The sequence below is a fragment of the Nonomuraea insulae genome (assembly GCF_042656245.1).
Genome location: NZ_JBHSPA010000016.1, coordinates 221,324 through 237,194 on the forward strand (window position 1 = coordinate 221,324; position 15,871 = coordinate 237,194).

Here is a 15,871-nt window from a genome sequence, read left to right on the forward strand (position 1 = left end):
GCGCTTCTTGAGAAGCTCCTTCGCCTGCTCGGCTCCCTTGCGGCTTTCTCCCTGCGCACGCCGGAAGAAGTCCGCGAGCTCGCCCGCTACTACGAGAAGCTGGGCGACAGCCCCCGTGGGACCGCTGACAGACGGCCTGAGCGTCACCTCCCCCAGCGCGGCATGTCGCGTGCCCGCGACAGCGGCCCACGCACGGAAAGCGTGCTCGATCACGGCGGCGGCCTGAGCGCCGGCTCGGACGGTCTGTCGTTTCATCCCTGGTGGACGGGGAAGGCGGACTGCGCCCAGCGACAACCCCACCGGCATCGTCGCACTCGCCAGAGCACTACCCCCTCCGGCGACCGCTCGATGCCCCGGTCACCGACTGGCCCCCGCGCCCCCGGCAGAAAGAGGAGACATGGACGCCATCGTGCTGCTCAAAGAGGACCACAAGACCGTCGAGGCGCTGTTCAAGCGTTTCGAGCAGGCCGGCGAACGTGCCCATGCCGAGAAGCGACGCCTCGTGGACACGATCACCAAGGAACTCGTCACGCACGCCTACATCGAAGAGGAGATCTTCTACCCGGCGGCTCGCGCGAAGGTACCGGAAACGACCGACCACGTGCTGGAGAGCATCGAGGAGCACCACGTCGTGGTGTGGATGTTGTCGGAGCTGAAGGACCTCGATCCCACCGACGAGTTCTTCACCGCGAAGGTGACGGTGCTGATCGAGAACGTCCGTCATCACGTCGAGGAAGAGGAGAAGGACTGGTTCCCGCAGGTCCGGGCGGCGGTGGGCCGCAAGGAGCTGCAGGAGCTGGGCGAGCGCATGGCCAAGGCCAAAGCGGACGCGCCCAGCGAGCCACTGGCGGTCAAGAGCTCCAAGGCATGAGCAGACAGTACGGCCCCCGGTCGCGCGGCACACCGGTGCCGCGGTAGGCAAGCAGGACTTCGTCGAGTCGCCGGGCGTGGATCCTCAGCCGACGACCGCTGTCCGGCGCTCTAGCGCCCGGTCTGCTCGCCGTGGACCCTCTTGGCCAGCTCGACGTCCGCGATGGAGCGCTCGATGAGCACCCGCATCGCGGTCTCGGCCGCCTTCGGCCGCTGATTGCGCACGGCCAGCAGCACCTTGGCGTGCTGGTCGGTGGATTCGCTGGTGAGCGTCGTGTGCACGAACTGGTCGCGCAGCCGCAACGCCGCCTCGATCGCGGTGGCCATCTGCGCCATCAGCTCGTTGTGCGCGGCGCGCAACAAGGCGTGGTGGAAGGCCAGGTCGGCCTCCACGTGGTCGCCGGCCGGCTTGCCCGCGGCCGCGCGCATGGCGGCCAGGGCGTCTTCGAGATCGGCCAGGTCGCGGCCGGTGCGGCGCAGGGCCGCCATCCGGGCCACCGCCGGTTCCACGGTGAGCCGTACCTCGCCCAGTTCGTCCAGGAAGAGCTCGTCCACCCGGTCGGCGAAGCGCCAGCGCAGCACGTCGGCGTCGAGCAGCGCCCACTGCTCGCGCGGCATGACGAAGGTGCCGCGCCGGGGGCGGGCTCCCACCAAGCCCTTGGCGGCCAGCACGCGCAGCGCCTCGCGGACGGCGGTCCTGCTCACCGCGAAACGTTCCTGCAGCTCCACCACGTCGAGATCGTCGTCAGGCCGGATGTCGCCGTTGACGATGGCCGCGCCCAGGCTGCTGACCACCCGGTCGTGCGCGCCGCCTCTCCCGATCTCCGTCATGGCGGAATCATGCCATGTCCCGCGGTGCCCACCCCGCGCGAACCGCACCCTCGCCGCCGGGCCCGTCCCGCGCCGCGCGGCGGCGGGCCGTTCTGGGGCGCTGGGTTGCGGGGGGCGGCGTCAGGGGCGCTGGGTTACGGGGGCCTGCCACAGGCCGGCGATGGCGTCGATCAGGCCGGTGGCGAGGTCGTCCCAGGTCGGCTGGAGGGTGGGAGTGCCCTCGGCGAGGGCGCGTTCCCGCTCGACGCACGTCTGCACGACCAGGTGGCGGGCCATGCCGGCGCGTTCGTGGCGGATCTCGGCGGGCAGGCCGGGCAGGCACCGGGTCAGGCCGTCGCGGAACGATCGCAGTATCGGGGCGGCGGTCAGGGCTTCGTCGACCATGATCTCGTTGAGCGTGGGGTCGGCCATGACCTGCGCGGCGAAGCGGGCGTACCAGGTGGGGCTGCCCAGGCTCTCCAGGTGCTCGGTGAACGGGCGGACCAGGCACGACACCCAGTCCCGCGGGTCGGTGGAGCCGGCGATGTCGTTCATCATGCGTTCGCGGATGCGCTCGATCTGCTCGGCGTGCTTGCGGGCGATCGCGCGGATCAGGTCCGCCTTGGTGCCGAAGTGGTAGCCGACCGCGGTGTTGTTGCCCTGCCCCGCGGCCTCGCTGATCTGGCGGTTGCCGACCGCGTAAACCCCGCGTTCGGCGAACAGTCGCTCGGCCGCGGTCAGCAGCGCCTCCCGCGTCGCACCGACCTGCTCGTCGCGTCTCATCTTGCTGATCATCGTCCTTCACCGAACTGGGACACGGCGCCACCCGGTCGCGCGGGGTCGTCGCAGGTCCACGCGTGGCGGAAGGACAGCCTACGCAAACGGCGACCCTCCGGCTTGACAGGGAACCACCTCACGATACAGTTTAAGTCAATCAATTGAATTAAACTAGTCGCTCTCACCCGACCAGCGAAGGACGAAGCAGTGACGACCATCCCGGAGTACGACATCGTCAGGTCCGCGACGTGCCCGCTGGACCCTGCCCCCGCCATGCGGGCGCGGCAGGAGGAGGGCCCGCTGACCCGGGTCCGGCTGTGGGACGGCGGCACCACGTGGCTGGTGACGGGCCACGCCGAGCACCGCGCCGTGCTCGGCAGCGCCAAGGTCAGCGTCGAGCCCGCGCGCGGCACCCCGCGGCTCTCCGCGCTGGAGGCGGCGGCCATGGAGAGCGCGGCTTCGCGGGAGAAGGGCTCAGGCGGCATCGGTTTCATCCTGATGGACGACCCCGAGCACGCCAGGCTGCGGCGGATGGTCACCTCCGCGTTCACCATCAAGCGGGTGGAGGCGATGCGGCCGGCCACCCAGCGGATCGCGGACGAACTGATCGACGCCATGCTCGCCGGCCCGAAGCCCGCCGACCTCGTCGAGGCGTACGCGCTGCCGCTGCCCTCGCTGGTGATCTCCAACCTGCTCGGCGTGCCGTACGACGACCACGAGTTCTTCCAGAACAACAGCAGGACCATCATCAACCGCAACTCCACCCCGGAGCAGCGGGGACAGGCACACCAGCGACTGGCCGAGTACCTGGACGACCTGCTCGGCGAGAAGCTCGTCAAGCCGAGCGACGACCTGCTGTCCGGGCTGGTCGAGCGGGTCAAGGCCGGTGAGTTGTCCCGGCCGGAGGCCGCCGGCATGGGCGTGCTGATGTTGTTCGCCGGGCACGAGACCACCGCGAACATGATCACGCTGGGCACGCTGGCCCTGCTCCAGCACCCCGAGCAGGCGGCGCTCCTGCGCGACGGCGACGACCCGAAGCCGGTCGCCGCGGCGGTCGAGGAGCTGCTGCGCTACCTGACGATCACGCACGGCGGACTGCGACGGGTCGCCCTGGAGGACATCGAGATCGCGGGCCAGACGATCAAGGCCGGCGAGGGCATTCTCGTGATCAACGAGATCGCCAACCGCGACCCCGCCGTCTTCCCCGACCCCGACCGGCTGGACCTTGAGCGCAACGCCCGGCTCCACGTGAGCTTCGGCTACGGGGTGCACCAGTGTCTGGGACAGCCGCTGGCGCGGATGGAACTGCAGGTCGCCTACTCCACCCTCCTGCGGCGCGTCCCCGACCTGGCGCTCGCCGCCGAGGTGGAGCAGATCCCGTTCAAGCACGACGGATTCGTGTACGGGGCCTACGAACTGCCCGTCACCTGGTGAGCGGCACCGTGGTCACGACCGCACTCCCGAAGATCATCGGCGGGTCGCACGGCTCGCGGACGCGGCACACCTGGATCGTCACCTCCACCCTGCTCCCCGGCCCCGCCACCGGCTGGCTCGGCATGTGGGCCCACTTCCACGCCGAGCCGCCACCCGCCTGACGGCGGGCTCGGTGCCTTCGGATCAGGCGGGAAGGCCGTTGCCCACGAACATCTTGTACTGCACGGGGCTCACCGAGTTCACGCTCGCGCACACCCAGAAGTTGCCCGGCAGGAGCTTGTCGCCGGCCTGGACGGAGGTGCTGAAGAAGTCCGAGGTCGCCGTCTGGACGACGTCGGCCTCGGCGAAGAAGTCGGTGTCCGGGTCGGCCCGGCGCAGTTGCCAGTTCACCACCGCACCGATGGGGCTGATCGAGAAGGCGGAGCCGCTGCCGGCGACGATGTCCTTCGCACCGGCGGCGAACGGGCCGACACACGCCTGGCTGCCACGCATGAGGCTGCCCTGGGCGGCCATCTGGTCGATCGTGGCGCTGCTGGCGGCCACCGGACCGAGCGTGACGGCCGCGGCGAGGCTCGCCGCCAGCCCCGCCGTGGCCAGAGCCGCCCGGCGGCCGGTGATGATGGTGTGGAATGACAAGGTGATCTCCTTGTGTCCCGGGCGCCGTCACCGATGACGGCGGCCTCACCCGGGAAGGCGTGACAAGACGTGACACCTCGTTCCAGCACGGAGCGTGTTCCCAGGCCCCCGCTTCAGCCGCGGAAGGCCTTGCGAAGGAGCTCCGCGAACTCGGCCGGGTGCGTGGTCAGGCCGATGTGCCCGCCGGGGAAGTGCACGAGTTCCGTGCCGAAACGCTCGGCCAGGTATGCGGCGGGCCGGTAGGGCAGCTCGCCGCGTGAGTCCTGGCCGCCCGCGAGGACGAGCCGGTCCGACAGGGCCCGCAGCCGGTCGAGGTCCGGGGCGTAGGACATGAAAGAGGGGACGATGCGGCCGACGAAGTACGGCAGGTTGGCCATCGTACGCTCGGCCCGCGCCACCGCCTGGGGCGGAAGCGTGATCTCGGCCTTCGGCTCGTCGGTGTCGCCTTCCCTCTTAAGTCCGGCCGCGAACACGGCCATCGCGGGCATGGTTCCCTGCGCGTGGAAGGTCTCGCGTACGCGTGCGATGAGCGCGCGGTGGTCGGCGGCGTCCGGCAGGACCTCGACCACCGGCGGCTCGTGCGCGACGACGCGTTCGATGCGTCCGGGGTGGGCGGTGAGCAGGTGCAGGGAGACGATCGCGCCCGAGCTGACGCCGAGGACGCGGGCACGTTCGCCGGGCGACAGCAGGTCCAGGATCCGCAGCGCGTCGTCGGCGTGCTCGGCCACCCGCTGCTCGGCCTCGGGGTCGTCCAGCGGGCTGCGGGACATGCCGCGCGGGTCGTAGGTCACGACCGTGTAGTCGGCGGCCAGGGTGTCGGCGACGTCGTCGAAGGAGGACGCGCCGCCTGTCCCTCCGGGGATCAGCAGCAGCGGCGGGCCCTCACCGCGTACCTCATAGTGCAGGCTCGCGCCGTTCACGCGCAGGTTGCCGGTGGTGGGGGCGGTCATGAGGAGACTCCTTCTCGGGACGGGGGCCAGTGCTCCAGGAGGGTGTGCAGGGCGTCGAGGGCGCGCTCCCAGGTCTGCTGCGGCGAGCGCTGGTGCGCGAATCCGCCGGCGGCCTCCAGGGCGACGAACCCGTGGAACGTGCTGCGCAGCACCCGGACCGCGTCGGTCAGGTCGGGCTCGGCCAGCCCGTAGGCGCGCAGCATGCTGTAGGTGAGCTCGACCGCGCGGCGCGGTCCCGGCGCTTTCGCGGCCAGCTCGGGGTCGATCTGGATCGGCGTCTGCGTCGCCATGTAGCGGCCCGGATGTTCGTGGGCGTACTCCCGCCAGGCGTTCGCGAACGCAACCAGCGCGTCCTTGCCGGCCCGCCCCGCGGTCGCCTCCGCGATGCGGACGGTCTTCTCGTCCGCGGCCAGCAACGCGATCCGCCCGCGCAGATCCTCCACGTTGCGGACGTGGGTGTAGAGGCTGGCGTCCTTCACGCCGAGCCGCCGCGCCACCTCCGACATGGTCACGCGATCGAGCCCGACCTCGTCCGCCAGATCGGCGCCCGCGATCGTCACCCGCTCCGCCGTCAGTCCGGCCCGCGCCATGCACCCTCCCTCTTTCCAAGGACCTCTAGGTATATCCTAGGATCCCTTGGAAGAGAAACGCGTTTATTCGCGCGGGATCGCCCCCATGAGACGGGTGGCGAGGCCGCGGATGTGTTCGGTCAGCTCCGGCGGTTCGTGCACCGTGAACGGAGCCCCGATCAGCGCCACCCACAGGGCCAGTTCGTCGAGCGAGTTGGAGCCGCAGATCAGCGTGCACGTCCGCTCGTCGAGAGGCTCGATCGTGCCGGCCGTGGGAGAGACACGTTCGGCCACGGTCTGCGCGGGGGCGTGGACGGTGAAGCGGCCCTGGAAGCGGTAGGGGGCGCTGGAGATCGCGTACGAGGTGTATCCGCCGAGGTCGGTCGCGGGCGGGTCGCGGGGGGCGAATCGCGGGCCGTTGGGGGTGCGCAGGCTGAGCCGGTCGACGCGGAAGGTGCGCCAGTCCGCGTGGCCGGTGTCGTAGGCGATCAGGTACCAGCGGCGGCCGGTGGCCACCAGACGGTACGGCTCCACCACGCGGCTGGTGTGTTCGCCGTCATGGGCGCGGTAGTCGAAGCGCAGGCTCTCGTGGTCGCGGCAGGCCGCGGCGATGGCCGTCAGGGTGCCGGGGTCGATCACGGGCCCGCCGGCGCTCATCGGGACCGTCATCGACTGCAGCGCGTGGACGCGGTGCCGCAGCCGGGACGGCAGCACCCGTTCCAGTTTGGCCAGCGCGCGCAGCGAGGTCTCCTGGATACCGGTCACGGTGCCGCCCGCCGCTGTGCGCAGCCCCACGGCGACCGCCACCGCCTCCTCGTCGTCCAGCAGAAGCGGCGGCAGATCGGAGCCGGCGCCCAGCCGGTATCCGGACGTGCCCGCGACGGCGTGCACGGTGTAGCCGAGCTCGCGCAGCCGGTCCACGTCGCGGCGAACGGTGCGAGGGGTCACGCCGAGCCGGTCCGCCAGTTCCCTGCCCGACCAACGGCGATGGGTCTGCAACAACGCCAGCAATCTGAGCAGACGAGCGGAGGTCTCCAACATGTCTTTCATCTTTTCGCACTCCTAGGACGGAAGCTGTCCTAGGAGCCGCGATAGGCGTCACCGGGGGAAGAATGTCAGGCCGGCATTTGACCAAAACGCGCCCCGCGGCGTACGCGCTCATAACGGATGGATCGCATCGCCGCAGCACGGGACCCTGATCGGCGATCACATGAAGACCCGAGGCCTCAACCGCGATTGGATCACCCCGCGGGTGGGAATCCCATCACGGTACCAAGCGTTAGACACCGTGGGAGACAGACCCCCCACGCATGGGGGCCCTGTAGGAGGCATTTAGACATGGGCGAGCGCGCGCTTCGTGGCACCCGGCTCGGGGCAACCAGCTACGAGAACGACCGTAACACGGATCTGGCCCCGCGCCAGGAGGTGTCCTACACCTGCCCCAAGGGGCATCGCTTCGAGGTTCCGCTTGCCGCCGAGGCCGAGATTCCAGCGACCTGGGAGTGCCGCATGTGCGGTGCGACGGCGGTACGCGTGGACGGCGAGCAACCGGAGTCCAAGAAGACGAAGCCCCCGCGGACACACTGGGACATGCTCCTGGAGCGGCGGTCTATCGAGGATCTTGAGGAGGTGCTCAACGAGCGGCTCGCGGTATTGCGGGCACAGCGTCGGAAGAGCGCCTGACCTACCTCTCACGGTGAAACCCCCGGGCATCTGCCCGGGGGTTTCGTCTTGCCCGCATGCTTTGCCCGCACGGTTTGCCCGCACGTCTTGCCCGCACGGTTTGCCCGCACGGTTTGCCCGCACGGTTTGCCCGCACGGTTTGCCCGCACGTCTTGCCCGCACGTCTTGCCCGCACGTCTTGCCCGCACGTCTTGCCCGCACGGCTGTCAGGAGTCGCGATCCTCCCGGATCACCTCGCCGTGCACCACCCGGCCGCCGCCCTGGGGCACGTCCTCACCGCTGGGGCCGGAGGTCGGCGGGAAAAGGTTCGCGTACGGCGAAGTGGCGGCCAGCCGCTTGACCCGGCGCTCGAAGAACCACGCTCCCAGGCGGCGCATCATCGGCCGGGTGAACGGGATCAGGCACAGGAGCCCGAACACGTCCAGAAAGAACCCCGGCGCCAGCAGCAGCGTGCCGCCCACCAGGATGATGCCGCCGTCAGCCAGCTCGCGGTCGGGCATGCGGCCGGACTGCACCGCCTCCTGCAACGCCCGCCAGGCCCGGCGCCCCTCACGGCGCACCAGCCAGGCCCCCAGCAGGCTGTCGGCGATGAGCAGGGCGATGGTGGCGGGCCCGCCGATCGCCGACCCGATCTGGATCAACAACCAGATCTCCAGGACGGGGATGACCAGGAAGGCCAGGAAGAGCAGGAGCCGCATCGTTTTCCCTCGATTCCGCACGCGCGTTACTGCTGGAACAACGCCCGGCGAGCCGTAACCGTTCCGTCCAGCCGGTCACCTTCGCCCAGCCGGCCGGTCCCGTTCGCCCAAAGGCGAGACAAAGCGGGGCGAGCGGGGCCCCTGGAGGGAGATCCTTCCGGCGTCTGGAGCGGAATGCCCATGCCACGAGCACACCGCGCCAAGCCAAACAGGAGACGTCCTGCCAGGGGCGCGGCGGCTGACGCAGGAGGCGTAGCCGATCGAGGCGTAGCCGATCGAGGCGTAGCCGATCGAGGCGTAGCCGATCGGGTATGGAGGCGGTGGAGTTCGGGGCCCCGCCAGAAACCGAGGCTAAGGAAGGGTCGGGGCGGGTGATGCAGGAGGCGTGGCCAATCGGGGCGGCTGACGCAGGAGGCGTGGCCGATCGAGGCGTGGAGGCGGTGGGGTTCGGGCCCCCGCCAGAAACCGAGGCTCAGGAAGGGTCGGGGCGCGCGCTGCCGACGTGGGTGGCCGGGATCCTCGGCGCCGGGATCGCGACGGTCGTCGGTGTGGTGTTCACCGGGTGGATCGACTCCCCTGGCCCCGTGCGTTCGATGAGCTCAGCGGGGAGGCGGCGCCGTTCACGGTCGCGTACGCGTCGATCAGGGATGACCCCCGGCTCGCCCTGCGCGAGCCTGTGACCATCGCACGGGGCCGGGCGATCCTGCTGGGCATCCCAGTAGAAGGGCGAGCGCGAGAAGCCCATGGAGCGCCACCACGCCGCCCAGGTCAGCAACGTGACGGCCATCGCCGTACCCCACGACAACCGTTCAAGCCTGCGGATCGCCGACCTCAGACCGCGCGGCCTGATCTTCATGCGGTCTCCCGGTACGTCGGGAGCGGCGGCTGCGAGGGAGTCGTCCGCCCCACCGCGTACCGCCTCGTCGGTGCCTCCCGCGCACGGGCGCCCCTGCCCGCCTGGCCGGACGCCTGCGGCATGCTCACCGACCGCGATCCACGCCTTCTGGCCCGGGCCGCCCACGGCGCGTGAGCCGGATCGAGGCGAGCTTCGGCCGCTGCCGGACGAACCGGATCCAGGCCGGCTTCAGCGGTTGCGGCCCTTGAGCCGGACCAAGGTAGGCGTCGGCCCTTGAACCGAGATCGAAGCCAGCCTCGGCCGTTGAGCTGGGAATGAGACCAGCCTCGGCCGTTGCGACCCTTGAACCAGGTTGAGGTTAACTTCGGCCGTTGAGCCGGGATTGGGGCCGGTCCCAGCCGTTGAGCCGGGTTGAGGCTAGCTTCGGCCGTTGCCGCCCTTGAGCCGCTTGGGCAGTCCGCTGACGCCCCACAGCCCGATCCGCACCAGCGCCTCGGCCATGACCTTGCCGTTCATCTTGCTCTTGCCGACCGTACGCTCGACGAACGTGATCGGCACCTCCACCACCCGCAGCCCGTGCCTTGCCGTACGCAGGGTCAGGTCGACCTGGAAGCAGTAGCCCTGCGACTCCACCCCGGACAGCCCCACCTTCTCCAGTGTGGCGGCGCGGTAGGCGCGGAAGCCGGCGGTCGCGTCGCGCACGGGCAGGCCGAGCATCACCCGGGTGTAGATGTTGGCGCCCTTGGACAGCAGTTCGCGCCGCTGAGGCCAGTTGACGATTTTCCCGCCGGGCACGTAGCGCGAGCCGATCGCCAGGTCGGCGCCGTCGGCCAGCGCCTCCAGCAGTTTCGGCAGTTCCTCGGGCTGGTGGGAGCCGTCGGCGTCCATCTCGACCAGGACGTCGAAGCCTTCCTCCAGCCCCCAGCGGAACCCGGCGATGTAAGCGGCGCCGAGGCCCTGCTTGCCCGGCCGGTGCAGGACGTGCACCTGCTCGTCATCGGCGGCCAGGCCGTCGGCGACCTCGCCGGTGCCGTCAGGGCTCCTGTCGTCGGCCACCAGCACGTGAGCGTCGGGCACGGCCGCGCGCACCCGCTCGACGATCGCCGACAGGTTGCCGCGCTCGTTGTAGGTCGGCACGACGACGAGCACCCGGCCGAGAGTCTCCATCATCCGTCGTTCCTCATCCGATCGCCTCGCCGCCTGCCACGCCACGCGGCGACGGCCGTCGCCGCGGCTCCCATCAACATCAATGCCCATTCAGGAAGCGCGCCCACCCTGGTGGCGATCGTTTCCTGCGTGCGTACGGGCACTTTGACCACGTTCATGTCAGCGACAAGTTCGCGAGTCTGCCAGGAGACCTTACCGTCAGGCGTCACATATGCCGAGATCCCCGTGGTGGCGGCGGTGACGACGGCCCTGTTGTGCTCGACTGCGCGCAGCTTGGACATGGCCAGTTGCTGGGGCGGGAGGTTGGACTCGGCGTAGGTGGCGTTGTTGGTCTGCACGACGAGCGGAGTGCCACCGGCCAGTACGGTGCCGCGCACGGTGTCGTCGTAGGCGACCTCGTAGCAGTTGACCGCGCCGATCGTGACCGGCCCCAGCTTCAGGTCGCCTGGCTTGTCTCCCGCGACCGACTGCCTGCCGACCAGGTTCGCCCGCTCCGACAACGCCAGCACGATCTCCTTGAACGGCGTGTACTCCCCGAACGGCACCAGATGCTGCTTGTCGTAATAGTCGCCGGCCCCGGTCGCCGGGTCCCACACGAGGCTGCGGGTGGCGCGGTTCTCGGTCCCGATCGACACGACGGCGCCGACCAGCGTGGGCACGCCGACGTCCTTGACGGAGTCGTCGATGATCTGCCGGGCGATCTCGTCGCGGTAGGGGTCGATGTCGGTGGAGTTCTCCGGCAGGACGACCAGGTCGGGCTTGGGGAGCTTGCCCTCGCGTACGGCCTGGGCCAGCCGTTTGGTCTCGTTGGCGTGGTTGCGCAGGACGACGGCGGGCTCGTCGCCCAGCACGTACATGCCCCGGCCCGGAACGTTGCCCTGCACGATCCCCACGTTGACGCTACGGCCCTCGTCGCCCGGCATGGGCACGGCGAGCCCCAGCACGGGCACCGCCAAGGCCAGGGCCGCCGGCACGGCCCTGGCCAGGATTGCGGCCCGGCGCGGCCCGGCCACACCGGCGGCCTGGCGCGGCTCGGTCAGGTCCCCGCGCGGCCCGGTCAGGTCGGCGGCCCGGCGCGATCCGGCCAGGACGGCAGCCCGGCGTGGTCCGGCCAGGGCTGTGGCCCGGCGCGATCCGGTCAGGACGGCCTGCGCCAGGAGGGCGCCGCACAACGTCACGGCGAACGAGACCAGCGGCGCGCCTCCGAGCGAGGCATACGGGGTGAATACCGACTCACCCTGGCTGAAGGCGGCCCGCGCCCAGGGGAACCCACCGATGGGCACCAGGCTGCGAGCCCACTCCATGAGCACCCAGAGTCCGCCGAACCACAGAGGCCAGGCGGGCAGCCTGAACACGAACGCGGCCAGGACGGCCATCGCGGCGTAGAACAGGCTTTCCACGCCGACCAGCAGGAACCAGACGTCGTCGCCGATGGCGCGTACCCAGGCGAGGGTGGGCATCAGGAACACCACAGCGGCCAGGTAACCGAGCCAGGCGGCCCGTCTGGGGCGGGTGCGGTAAAGGGAGCCGACGATGAGGCCGATGCCGAGGGGTGCGCACCACCACCAGTCAAGCGGCGGGAACGCGGCGAACAACGCCACCCCGCCGACGACGGCCGCGACAACCCTGCCCAGCAACACCCACCGCCCCTCACGCCCCGCTTCCGCCTCAACCACCCCCCGTCCTTCAGCCTCACCACCGTCCCCGACCTGGACCGCGGACACGGCTACGGGCTCAGACGCAGGCTCGGGGTCGGACACGGGCACGGACACGGGCACTGGCACGGGAGGGGAAGCGGCCTCGGGCTCAGACGCGGGCTCAGGTTCAGGCTCGGCCTTGGGCTCGGACACAGGCGGGGAAGCGGCCTCCTGCTCAGGCTCGGACGCGGGCTCAGGCTCAGGCGCGGGCCGGGAAACGGGCTCAGGCTCAGACACGGGCTCCGGCTCGGCCTTGGGCTCGGACACGGGCAGGGATGCGGCCCCGAGCTCAGACGCGGGCTCCGACTCGGACGCGGGGGATGCGGCCCCGGGCTCGGAGGCGGGCTCGGAGGCGGGTGGGGATGCGGCGGTGGCACCCTGCCCGGCCACGGTCTCGGCGTCCGGCACGCCCTGCGTCGCGAGCACGCCATCGGAGGCGCGCTGAGGCTGAGGTGCGGCGGCGTCGCCGGGCGTGACGTTGGGCGTGACGTCGCCAGGCGTGACGTCGCCGGGCGTGACGTCGCCGGGCGTGGTGTCAGGCGTGACGTCACCAGGCGTGACGTCCGGCGTGACGTCGCCGGGCGTGGTGTCGGACGTGGGTGGGGCTGGTGGGGTGGGGAGGGAGGCGGGGGGCAGGGTGGTTGATGGCATGACGGCGGAGCCGCCCTCCGGCGCACCGCCGGCAGGGCCAGGGTTGTGCCCGGTCGTGGGCGGTAGGTTCGCTTTGTCCTGAACCACTCCGGGGTCTCCTCGCCACCTAGCAACGCCTGCTTGCGAAAACGCTACCGCCCCACGGCCGCACTCAAGCCAGCACGGCACCGGAAGATCGAAGGATCGCGAAGAGCGAACGGCGAACGGCGCGGCAGGGTGATCCCGCGGCTGAACGGGACCACCCGGCGCAACGTCGGCCCGGGCACGGGAGCGGGAAGAGGGCCCGGAAACCCTTCGGACCGGACCCGTCTCGTCGGCGGCGAGCTCGGAATTCCGTTGTCTACTGGGCTCCCGGACCCGTCCCGGGTCCAACCCCCCGCCCGGTTGGGGTGCCCCGACTCGACGGACCGACGGCCCTGCACCTGGCTGTGTGGACGGAGTCATGCCCCGTCACGGACGCAGGATCCGGCGATGTCAGAGACGGCCAACCGGCCAAGTCCCGTGCTGGACTGCGCAGCAAACTACCGACTCCACCTCAGATGTCAACCGTGTCCCGATCAGCAGAAACATCAAGTTTTCGCAGGTAGGACATGTTTGGCCGGTGGCTTTAAAGCAGGTCAAAGCCCATTAGCGGGTGCCGGAGAGCGGCTTGGCAAGTCCCGCAGCGCCGGTGACAGCGGCCGCTCGTGGACGACTCCGAGCCGTTGCGTCGCACGGGTGAGAGCAACATACAGGTCGCTCGGGCCCCGTGGCGACTGGGCGGCGATGAGGTCGGGTTCGGCCACGATGACCGAGTCGAACTCCAGCCCCTTGGCATCGGTCACGCCCATCACCGCCACGGGCGCGTCGAGCGCGTCGGCTCCCCTGACCCCGGGCGAGACCACGGCGGTGCCGGGGACGACGGCGGCGATCTCCGTACCGAGGGCGGACAGGTGAGCGTCGGGCACCACCACGGCCACCTTGCCGCCCTCCCCCGCCTCCTCCTTGACCAGGCCGGGCAGGGCGGACAGCGGCGCCGCCCACGGCTGCACGCCGAGCTCGCGGACGGAGGTCGGGGCGCGCAGGGCGGGGTCGATGGTGGCCAGGACGCGGGCGGCCACCGCCATGAGCTCCACCGGGGTGCGGTAGTTGACGGTGAGCTGCTCCTGGCGCCAGCGCCCGGCCACGTACGGGTCGAGCACCTCCTCCCACGAGCGGGCCCCGGCCGCCGAGCCGGTCTGGGCGATGTCGCCGACGATCGTCATCGACCGGGTCGGGCAGCGCCGCATGATCACCCGCCACGCCATCGGCGACAGCTCCTGCGCCTCGTCCACGATCACGTGCCCGTAGGCCCAGCTGCGGTCGGCGGCGGCGCGTTCCGCGGTGGTGAGGTAGGGGCCCTCGCCGCGCTGGCGCTGGGCCAGCCGTTCGGCGTCCATGACGTCGGACAGGCCCGTCAGCTCCAGGACCTCGCGGGCGTAGGAGAGCTCGGCCTCGCGCTCGCTCTCCTCCGCCTGCCGGGCGGCGGCCAGCTCCTCCTCGGCCTGCAGCGCGCTGGCGCGCAGCACCTGTTCGTCGATCTCGCCGAGCAGTTCGGCGGCCTCGTCGAGCAGCGGCACGTCGGACTCGGTCCACTCCCCACCGTCACGGCGCAGCAGTGCCCGCTCCTGCGGGGACAGGTCGGCGGCGGCGTAGCCGAGACGGTCAGGGGAGCTGTAGAGGCCGAGCAGGAGGCGCTGCGGCGTCAGGTACGGCCACAGCCGGTTGAGTGCCGACTTGACCACCGGTTCCGTGCGCAGTTCCTCGCGCAGGTCGGCCAGGTCGTCCTCGTCGATGAGCCCCTTGCCGATCTTGCGGGCCTGCTGCCTGGCCAGCGCGTTGAGCACGGATCTGACGAACACGGCACGGGCCTGGTTGTGCGGGCGGCGCGAGCGGGTGGCCTTGTTCCTGGCGGCGTCCAGCATGGGACGGTCGATGGTGAGCGTGATGCGGCCGATGGTCAGCTCGATGGGCTTGCGCGGGATCTTCTGCCGGTCGCGCACGGCCTTGGCGATCACCTCCACCATGCGGGAGTCGCCCTTGAGCGCGGCCACCTCGGGCCGTTCCCTGGCGGTGGCGGTCAGGCCGGGGTAGAGCTCGCCGACCGTGGACAGCAGCACGTCGGTCTCGCCGAGCGAGGGCAGGACCTGCTCGATGTAGCGCAGGAAGGTCAGGTTGGGGCCGAGGATGAGCACGCCGCGGCGTTCGAGGCGTTCGCGGTGGGTGTAGAGCAGGTACGCGGCCCTGTGCAGCGCGACGACGGTCTTGCCGGTGCCAGGGCCGCCCTGCACCACCAGCACGCCGTTGAGGTCGCTGCGGATGACGCGGTCCTGCTCGGACTGGATGGTGGCGACGATGTCGCGCATGCGGCCGGTGCGCCGCTCGTCGAGCGCGGCCAGCAGCGCGGCCTCGCCGTTGAGCGTGGCGCGGTCGTCGTCGGTGAGCGAGTCGAGGTCGAGCAGGTCGTCGTCGACGCCGACCACCGCGCGGCCCTTGGTCTGCAGGTGGCGACGCCTGGTCACGCCCATGGGGGCGGTCGCGGTGGCGCGGTAGAACGGCTGCGCCACCGGCGCGCGCCAGTCGATGAGCAGGCGCTGCTGGTCGTCGTCGGTCAGGCCGAGCTTGCCGATGTAGAGCCGGCCCTCGTCCAGATGATCTAGTCGTCCGAAAATCAGGCCGCGCTCGACGGCCCAGAGCCTGGCGAGGCGGGAGGCGTACATGTCGGCGAACGTGTCGCGCTCGGACCTGTTCTGCATGGTGCCGACTGCGCCCGTGGCCAGTACCTCCTTGAGCTGCCGCTGGGTACGCTCACGTAGCGTGTCGAGGCGCTCGTACAGGGCGGTGACGTACGTCTGCTCTTTGGCGAGCTCGGTTTGACGAGTTGCCGCCTGACCGTTAATGTGGTTAATGGGACACTCCGGGCCATTCTGCTTGTTGTTGCGACAAACGACGACATTAGCACGCCTGTAGAGGCACCCCCACCACTTTCCTCCTTCCCGCGTACGGTCACGTCTTGGTCTCGCCCCTTGACCGCCGCCCGCGGGCTTTTTATCGT

The 15,871-nt window shown here is 70.6% G+C and carries 15 protein-coding genes; 4 read left to right on the forward strand and 11 right to left on the reverse strand.

The window, feature by feature from the left end; genetic code table 11:
* Positions 1 to 397: 397 nt before the first annotated feature.
* Positions 398 to 871 (forward strand): hemerythrin domain-containing protein, encoded by a 474-nt coding sequence (locus tag ACFPZ3_RS12925; protein WP_379514276.1) that lies wholly within the window; start codon positions 398 to 400, stop codon positions 869 to 871.
* A gap of 110 nt (positions 872 to 981) precedes the next feature.
* Here ACFPZ3_RS12925 and ACFPZ3_RS12930 read toward each other — a convergent pair whose 3' ends face one another.
* Entirely contained in the window at positions 982 to 1,701 is a 720-nt protein-coding gene (locus ACFPZ3_RS12930) for a FadR/GntR family transcriptional regulator (RefSeq protein WP_379514277.1), read from the reverse strand.
* Positions 1,702 to 1,821: 120 nt separating this feature from the next.
* Positions 1,822 to 2,463 (reverse strand): TetR/AcrR family transcriptional regulator, encoded by a 642-nt coding sequence (locus ACFPZ3_RS12935; RefSeq protein WP_379514278.1) that lies wholly within the window; start codon positions 2,461 to 2,463, stop codon positions 1,822 to 1,824.
* Between the two features lie 201 nt (positions 2,464 to 2,664).
* Between ACFPZ3_RS12935 and ACFPZ3_RS12940 the strand changes: the two genes are divergently transcribed.
* On the forward strand, positions 2,665 to 3,891 hold the full coding sequence (locus ACFPZ3_RS12940; RefSeq protein WP_379514279.1) for a cytochrome P450: 1,227 nt from the start codon (positions 2,665 to 2,667) through the stop codon (positions 3,889 to 3,891).
* A complete protein-coding gene (locus ACFPZ3_RS12945; protein WP_379514280.1) occupies positions 3,888 to 4,052 on the forward strand; it encodes a hypothetical protein in 165 nt (54 codons plus the stop codon). Before ACFPZ3_RS12940 ends, ACFPZ3_RS12945 begins: the two co-directional genes overlap by 4 nt.
* A 22-nt stretch (positions 4,053 to 4,074) precedes the next feature.
* Here ACFPZ3_RS12945 and ACFPZ3_RS12950 read toward each other — a convergent pair whose 3' ends face one another.
* From ACFPZ3_RS12950 to ACFPZ3_RS12965, 4 genes are all read right to left on the reverse strand, one after another.
* Positions 4,075 to 4,527 carry a hypothetical protein gene (locus ACFPZ3_RS12950; protein WP_379514281.1) on the reverse strand — a complete coding sequence of 151 codons (453 nt, stop codon included), beginning with the start codon at positions 4,525 to 4,527 and terminating at the stop codon, positions 4,075 to 4,077.
* A gap of 113 nt (positions 4,528 to 4,640) precedes the next feature.
* Positions 4,641 to 5,477, reverse strand: coding sequence for an alpha/beta fold hydrolase (locus tag ACFPZ3_RS12955; protein ID WP_379514282.1), 837 nt, complete (start codon positions 5,475 to 5,477; stop codon positions 4,641 to 4,643).
* Positions 5,474 to 6,067: a TetR/AcrR family transcriptional regulator gene (locus ACFPZ3_RS12960; protein ID WP_379514283.1), complete on the reverse strand. Its 594-nt coding sequence runs from the start codon at positions 6,065 to 6,067 to the stop codon at positions 5,474 to 5,476. Before ACFPZ3_RS12960 ends, ACFPZ3_RS12955 begins: the two co-directional genes overlap by 4 nt.
* A 63-nt stretch (positions 6,068 to 6,130) precedes the next feature.
* Positions 6,131 to 7,087, reverse strand: coding sequence for a helix-turn-helix transcriptional regulator (locus ACFPZ3_RS12965; RefSeq protein WP_379514374.1), 957 nt, complete (start codon positions 7,085 to 7,087; stop codon positions 6,131 to 6,133).
* Positions 7,088 to 7,384: 297 nt separating this feature from the next.
* Here ACFPZ3_RS12965 and ACFPZ3_RS12970 point away from each other — a divergent pair, with 297 nt between their 5' ends.
* Positions 7,385 to 7,729 carry an RNA polymerase-binding protein RbpA gene (locus tag ACFPZ3_RS12970; RefSeq protein WP_043625492.1) on the forward strand — a complete coding sequence of 115 codons (345 nt, stop codon included), beginning with the start codon at positions 7,385 to 7,387 and terminating at the stop codon, positions 7,727 to 7,729.
* 206 nt (positions 7,730 to 7,935) lie between these two features.
* On the opposite strand, the gene ACFPZ3_RS12975 is transcribed toward ACFPZ3_RS12970, so the two are convergent.
* The 5 genes from ACFPZ3_RS12975 to ACFPZ3_RS12995 all read right to left on the reverse strand — a co-directional run bounded on the left by ACFPZ3_RS12975 (position 7,936) and on the right by ACFPZ3_RS12995 (position 15,572).
* On the reverse strand, positions 7,936 to 8,427 hold the full coding sequence (locus ACFPZ3_RS12975) for an FxsA family protein (RefSeq protein WP_379514284.1): 492 nt from the start codon (positions 8,425 to 8,427) through the stop codon (positions 7,936 to 7,938).
* Between the two features lie 472 nt (positions 8,428 to 8,899).
* Positions 8,900 to 9,283: a hypothetical protein gene (locus tag ACFPZ3_RS12980; RefSeq protein WP_379514285.1), complete on the reverse strand. Its 384-nt coding sequence runs from the start codon at positions 9,281 to 9,283 to the stop codon at positions 8,900 to 8,902.
* 417 nt (positions 9,284 to 9,700) lie between these two features.
* Positions 9,701 to 10,453, reverse strand: coding sequence for a polyprenol monophosphomannose synthase (locus tag ACFPZ3_RS12985; protein WP_379514286.1), 753 nt, complete (start codon positions 10,451 to 10,453; stop codon positions 9,701 to 9,703).
* Positions 10,450 to 12,798 carry an apolipoprotein N-acyltransferase gene (lnt, locus tag ACFPZ3_RS12990; protein WP_379514287.1) on the reverse strand — a complete coding sequence of 783 codons (2,349 nt, stop codon included), beginning with the start codon at positions 12,796 to 12,798 and terminating at the stop codon, positions 10,450 to 10,452. Before lnt ends, ACFPZ3_RS12985 begins: the two co-directional genes overlap by 4 nt.
* A gap of 617 nt (positions 12,799 to 13,415) precedes the next feature.
* The gene (locus tag ACFPZ3_RS12995) at positions 13,416 to 15,572 is read right to left on the reverse strand and encodes a HelD family protein (RefSeq protein ID WP_379514288.1); all 2,157 of its coding nucleotides are present in this window, start codon (positions 15,570 to 15,572) and stop codon (positions 13,416 to 13,418) included.
* Positions 15,573 to 15,871: the final 299 nt, after the last annotated feature.

What these genes read in the sequence shown, in the direction of transcription:
- ACFPZ3_RS12925 (WP_379514276.1), top strand. Translation starts at nt 398, where the DNA reads ATGGACGCCATCGTGCTGCTCAAAGAGGACCACAAGACCGTCGAGGCG.
- ACFPZ3_RS12930 (WP_379514277.1), bottom strand. Translation starts at nt 1,701, where the DNA reads ATGACGGAGATCGGGAGAGGCGGCGCGCACGACCGGGTGGTCAGCAGC.
- ACFPZ3_RS12935 (WP_379514278.1), bottom strand. Translation starts at nt 2,463, where the DNA reads ATGAGACGCGACGAGCAGGTCGGTGCGACGCGGGAGGCGCTGCTGACC.
- ACFPZ3_RS12955 (WP_379514282.1), bottom strand. Translation starts at nt 5,477, where the DNA reads ATGACCGCCCCCACCACCGGCAACCTGCGCGTGAACGGCGCGAGCCTG.
- ACFPZ3_RS12960 (WP_379514283.1), bottom strand. Translation starts at nt 6,067, where the DNA reads ATGGCGCGGGCCGGACTGACGGCGGAGCGGGTGACGATCGCGGGCGCC.
- ACFPZ3_RS12965 (WP_379514374.1), bottom strand. Translation starts at nt 7,087, where the DNA reads ATGTTGGAGACCTCCGCTCGTCTGCTCAGATTGCTGGCGTTGTTGCAG.
- ACFPZ3_RS12970 (WP_043625492.1), top strand. Translation starts at nt 7,385, where the DNA reads ATGGGCGAGCGCGCGCTTCGTGGCACCCGGCTCGGGGCAACCAGCTAC.
- ACFPZ3_RS12975 (WP_379514284.1), bottom strand. Translation starts at nt 8,427, where the DNA reads ATGCGGCTCCTGCTCTTCCTGGCCTTCCTGGTCATCCCCGTCCTGGAG.
- ACFPZ3_RS12980 (WP_379514285.1), bottom strand. Translation starts at nt 9,283, where the DNA reads ATGAAGATCAGGCCGCGCGGTCTGAGGTCGGCGATCCGCAGGCTTGAA.
- ACFPZ3_RS12985 (WP_379514286.1), bottom strand. Translation starts at nt 10,453, where the DNA reads ATGATGGAGACTCTCGGCCGGGTGCTCGTCGTCGTGCCGACCTACAAC.
- lnt (WP_379514287.1), bottom strand. Translation starts at nt 12,798, where the DNA reads ATGCCATCAACCACCCTGCCCCCCGCCTCCCTCCCCACCCCACCAGCC.
- ACFPZ3_RS12995 (WP_379514288.1), bottom strand. Translation starts at nt 15,572, where the DNA reads ATGCAGAACAGGTCCGAGCGCGACACGTTCGCCGACATGTACGCCTCC.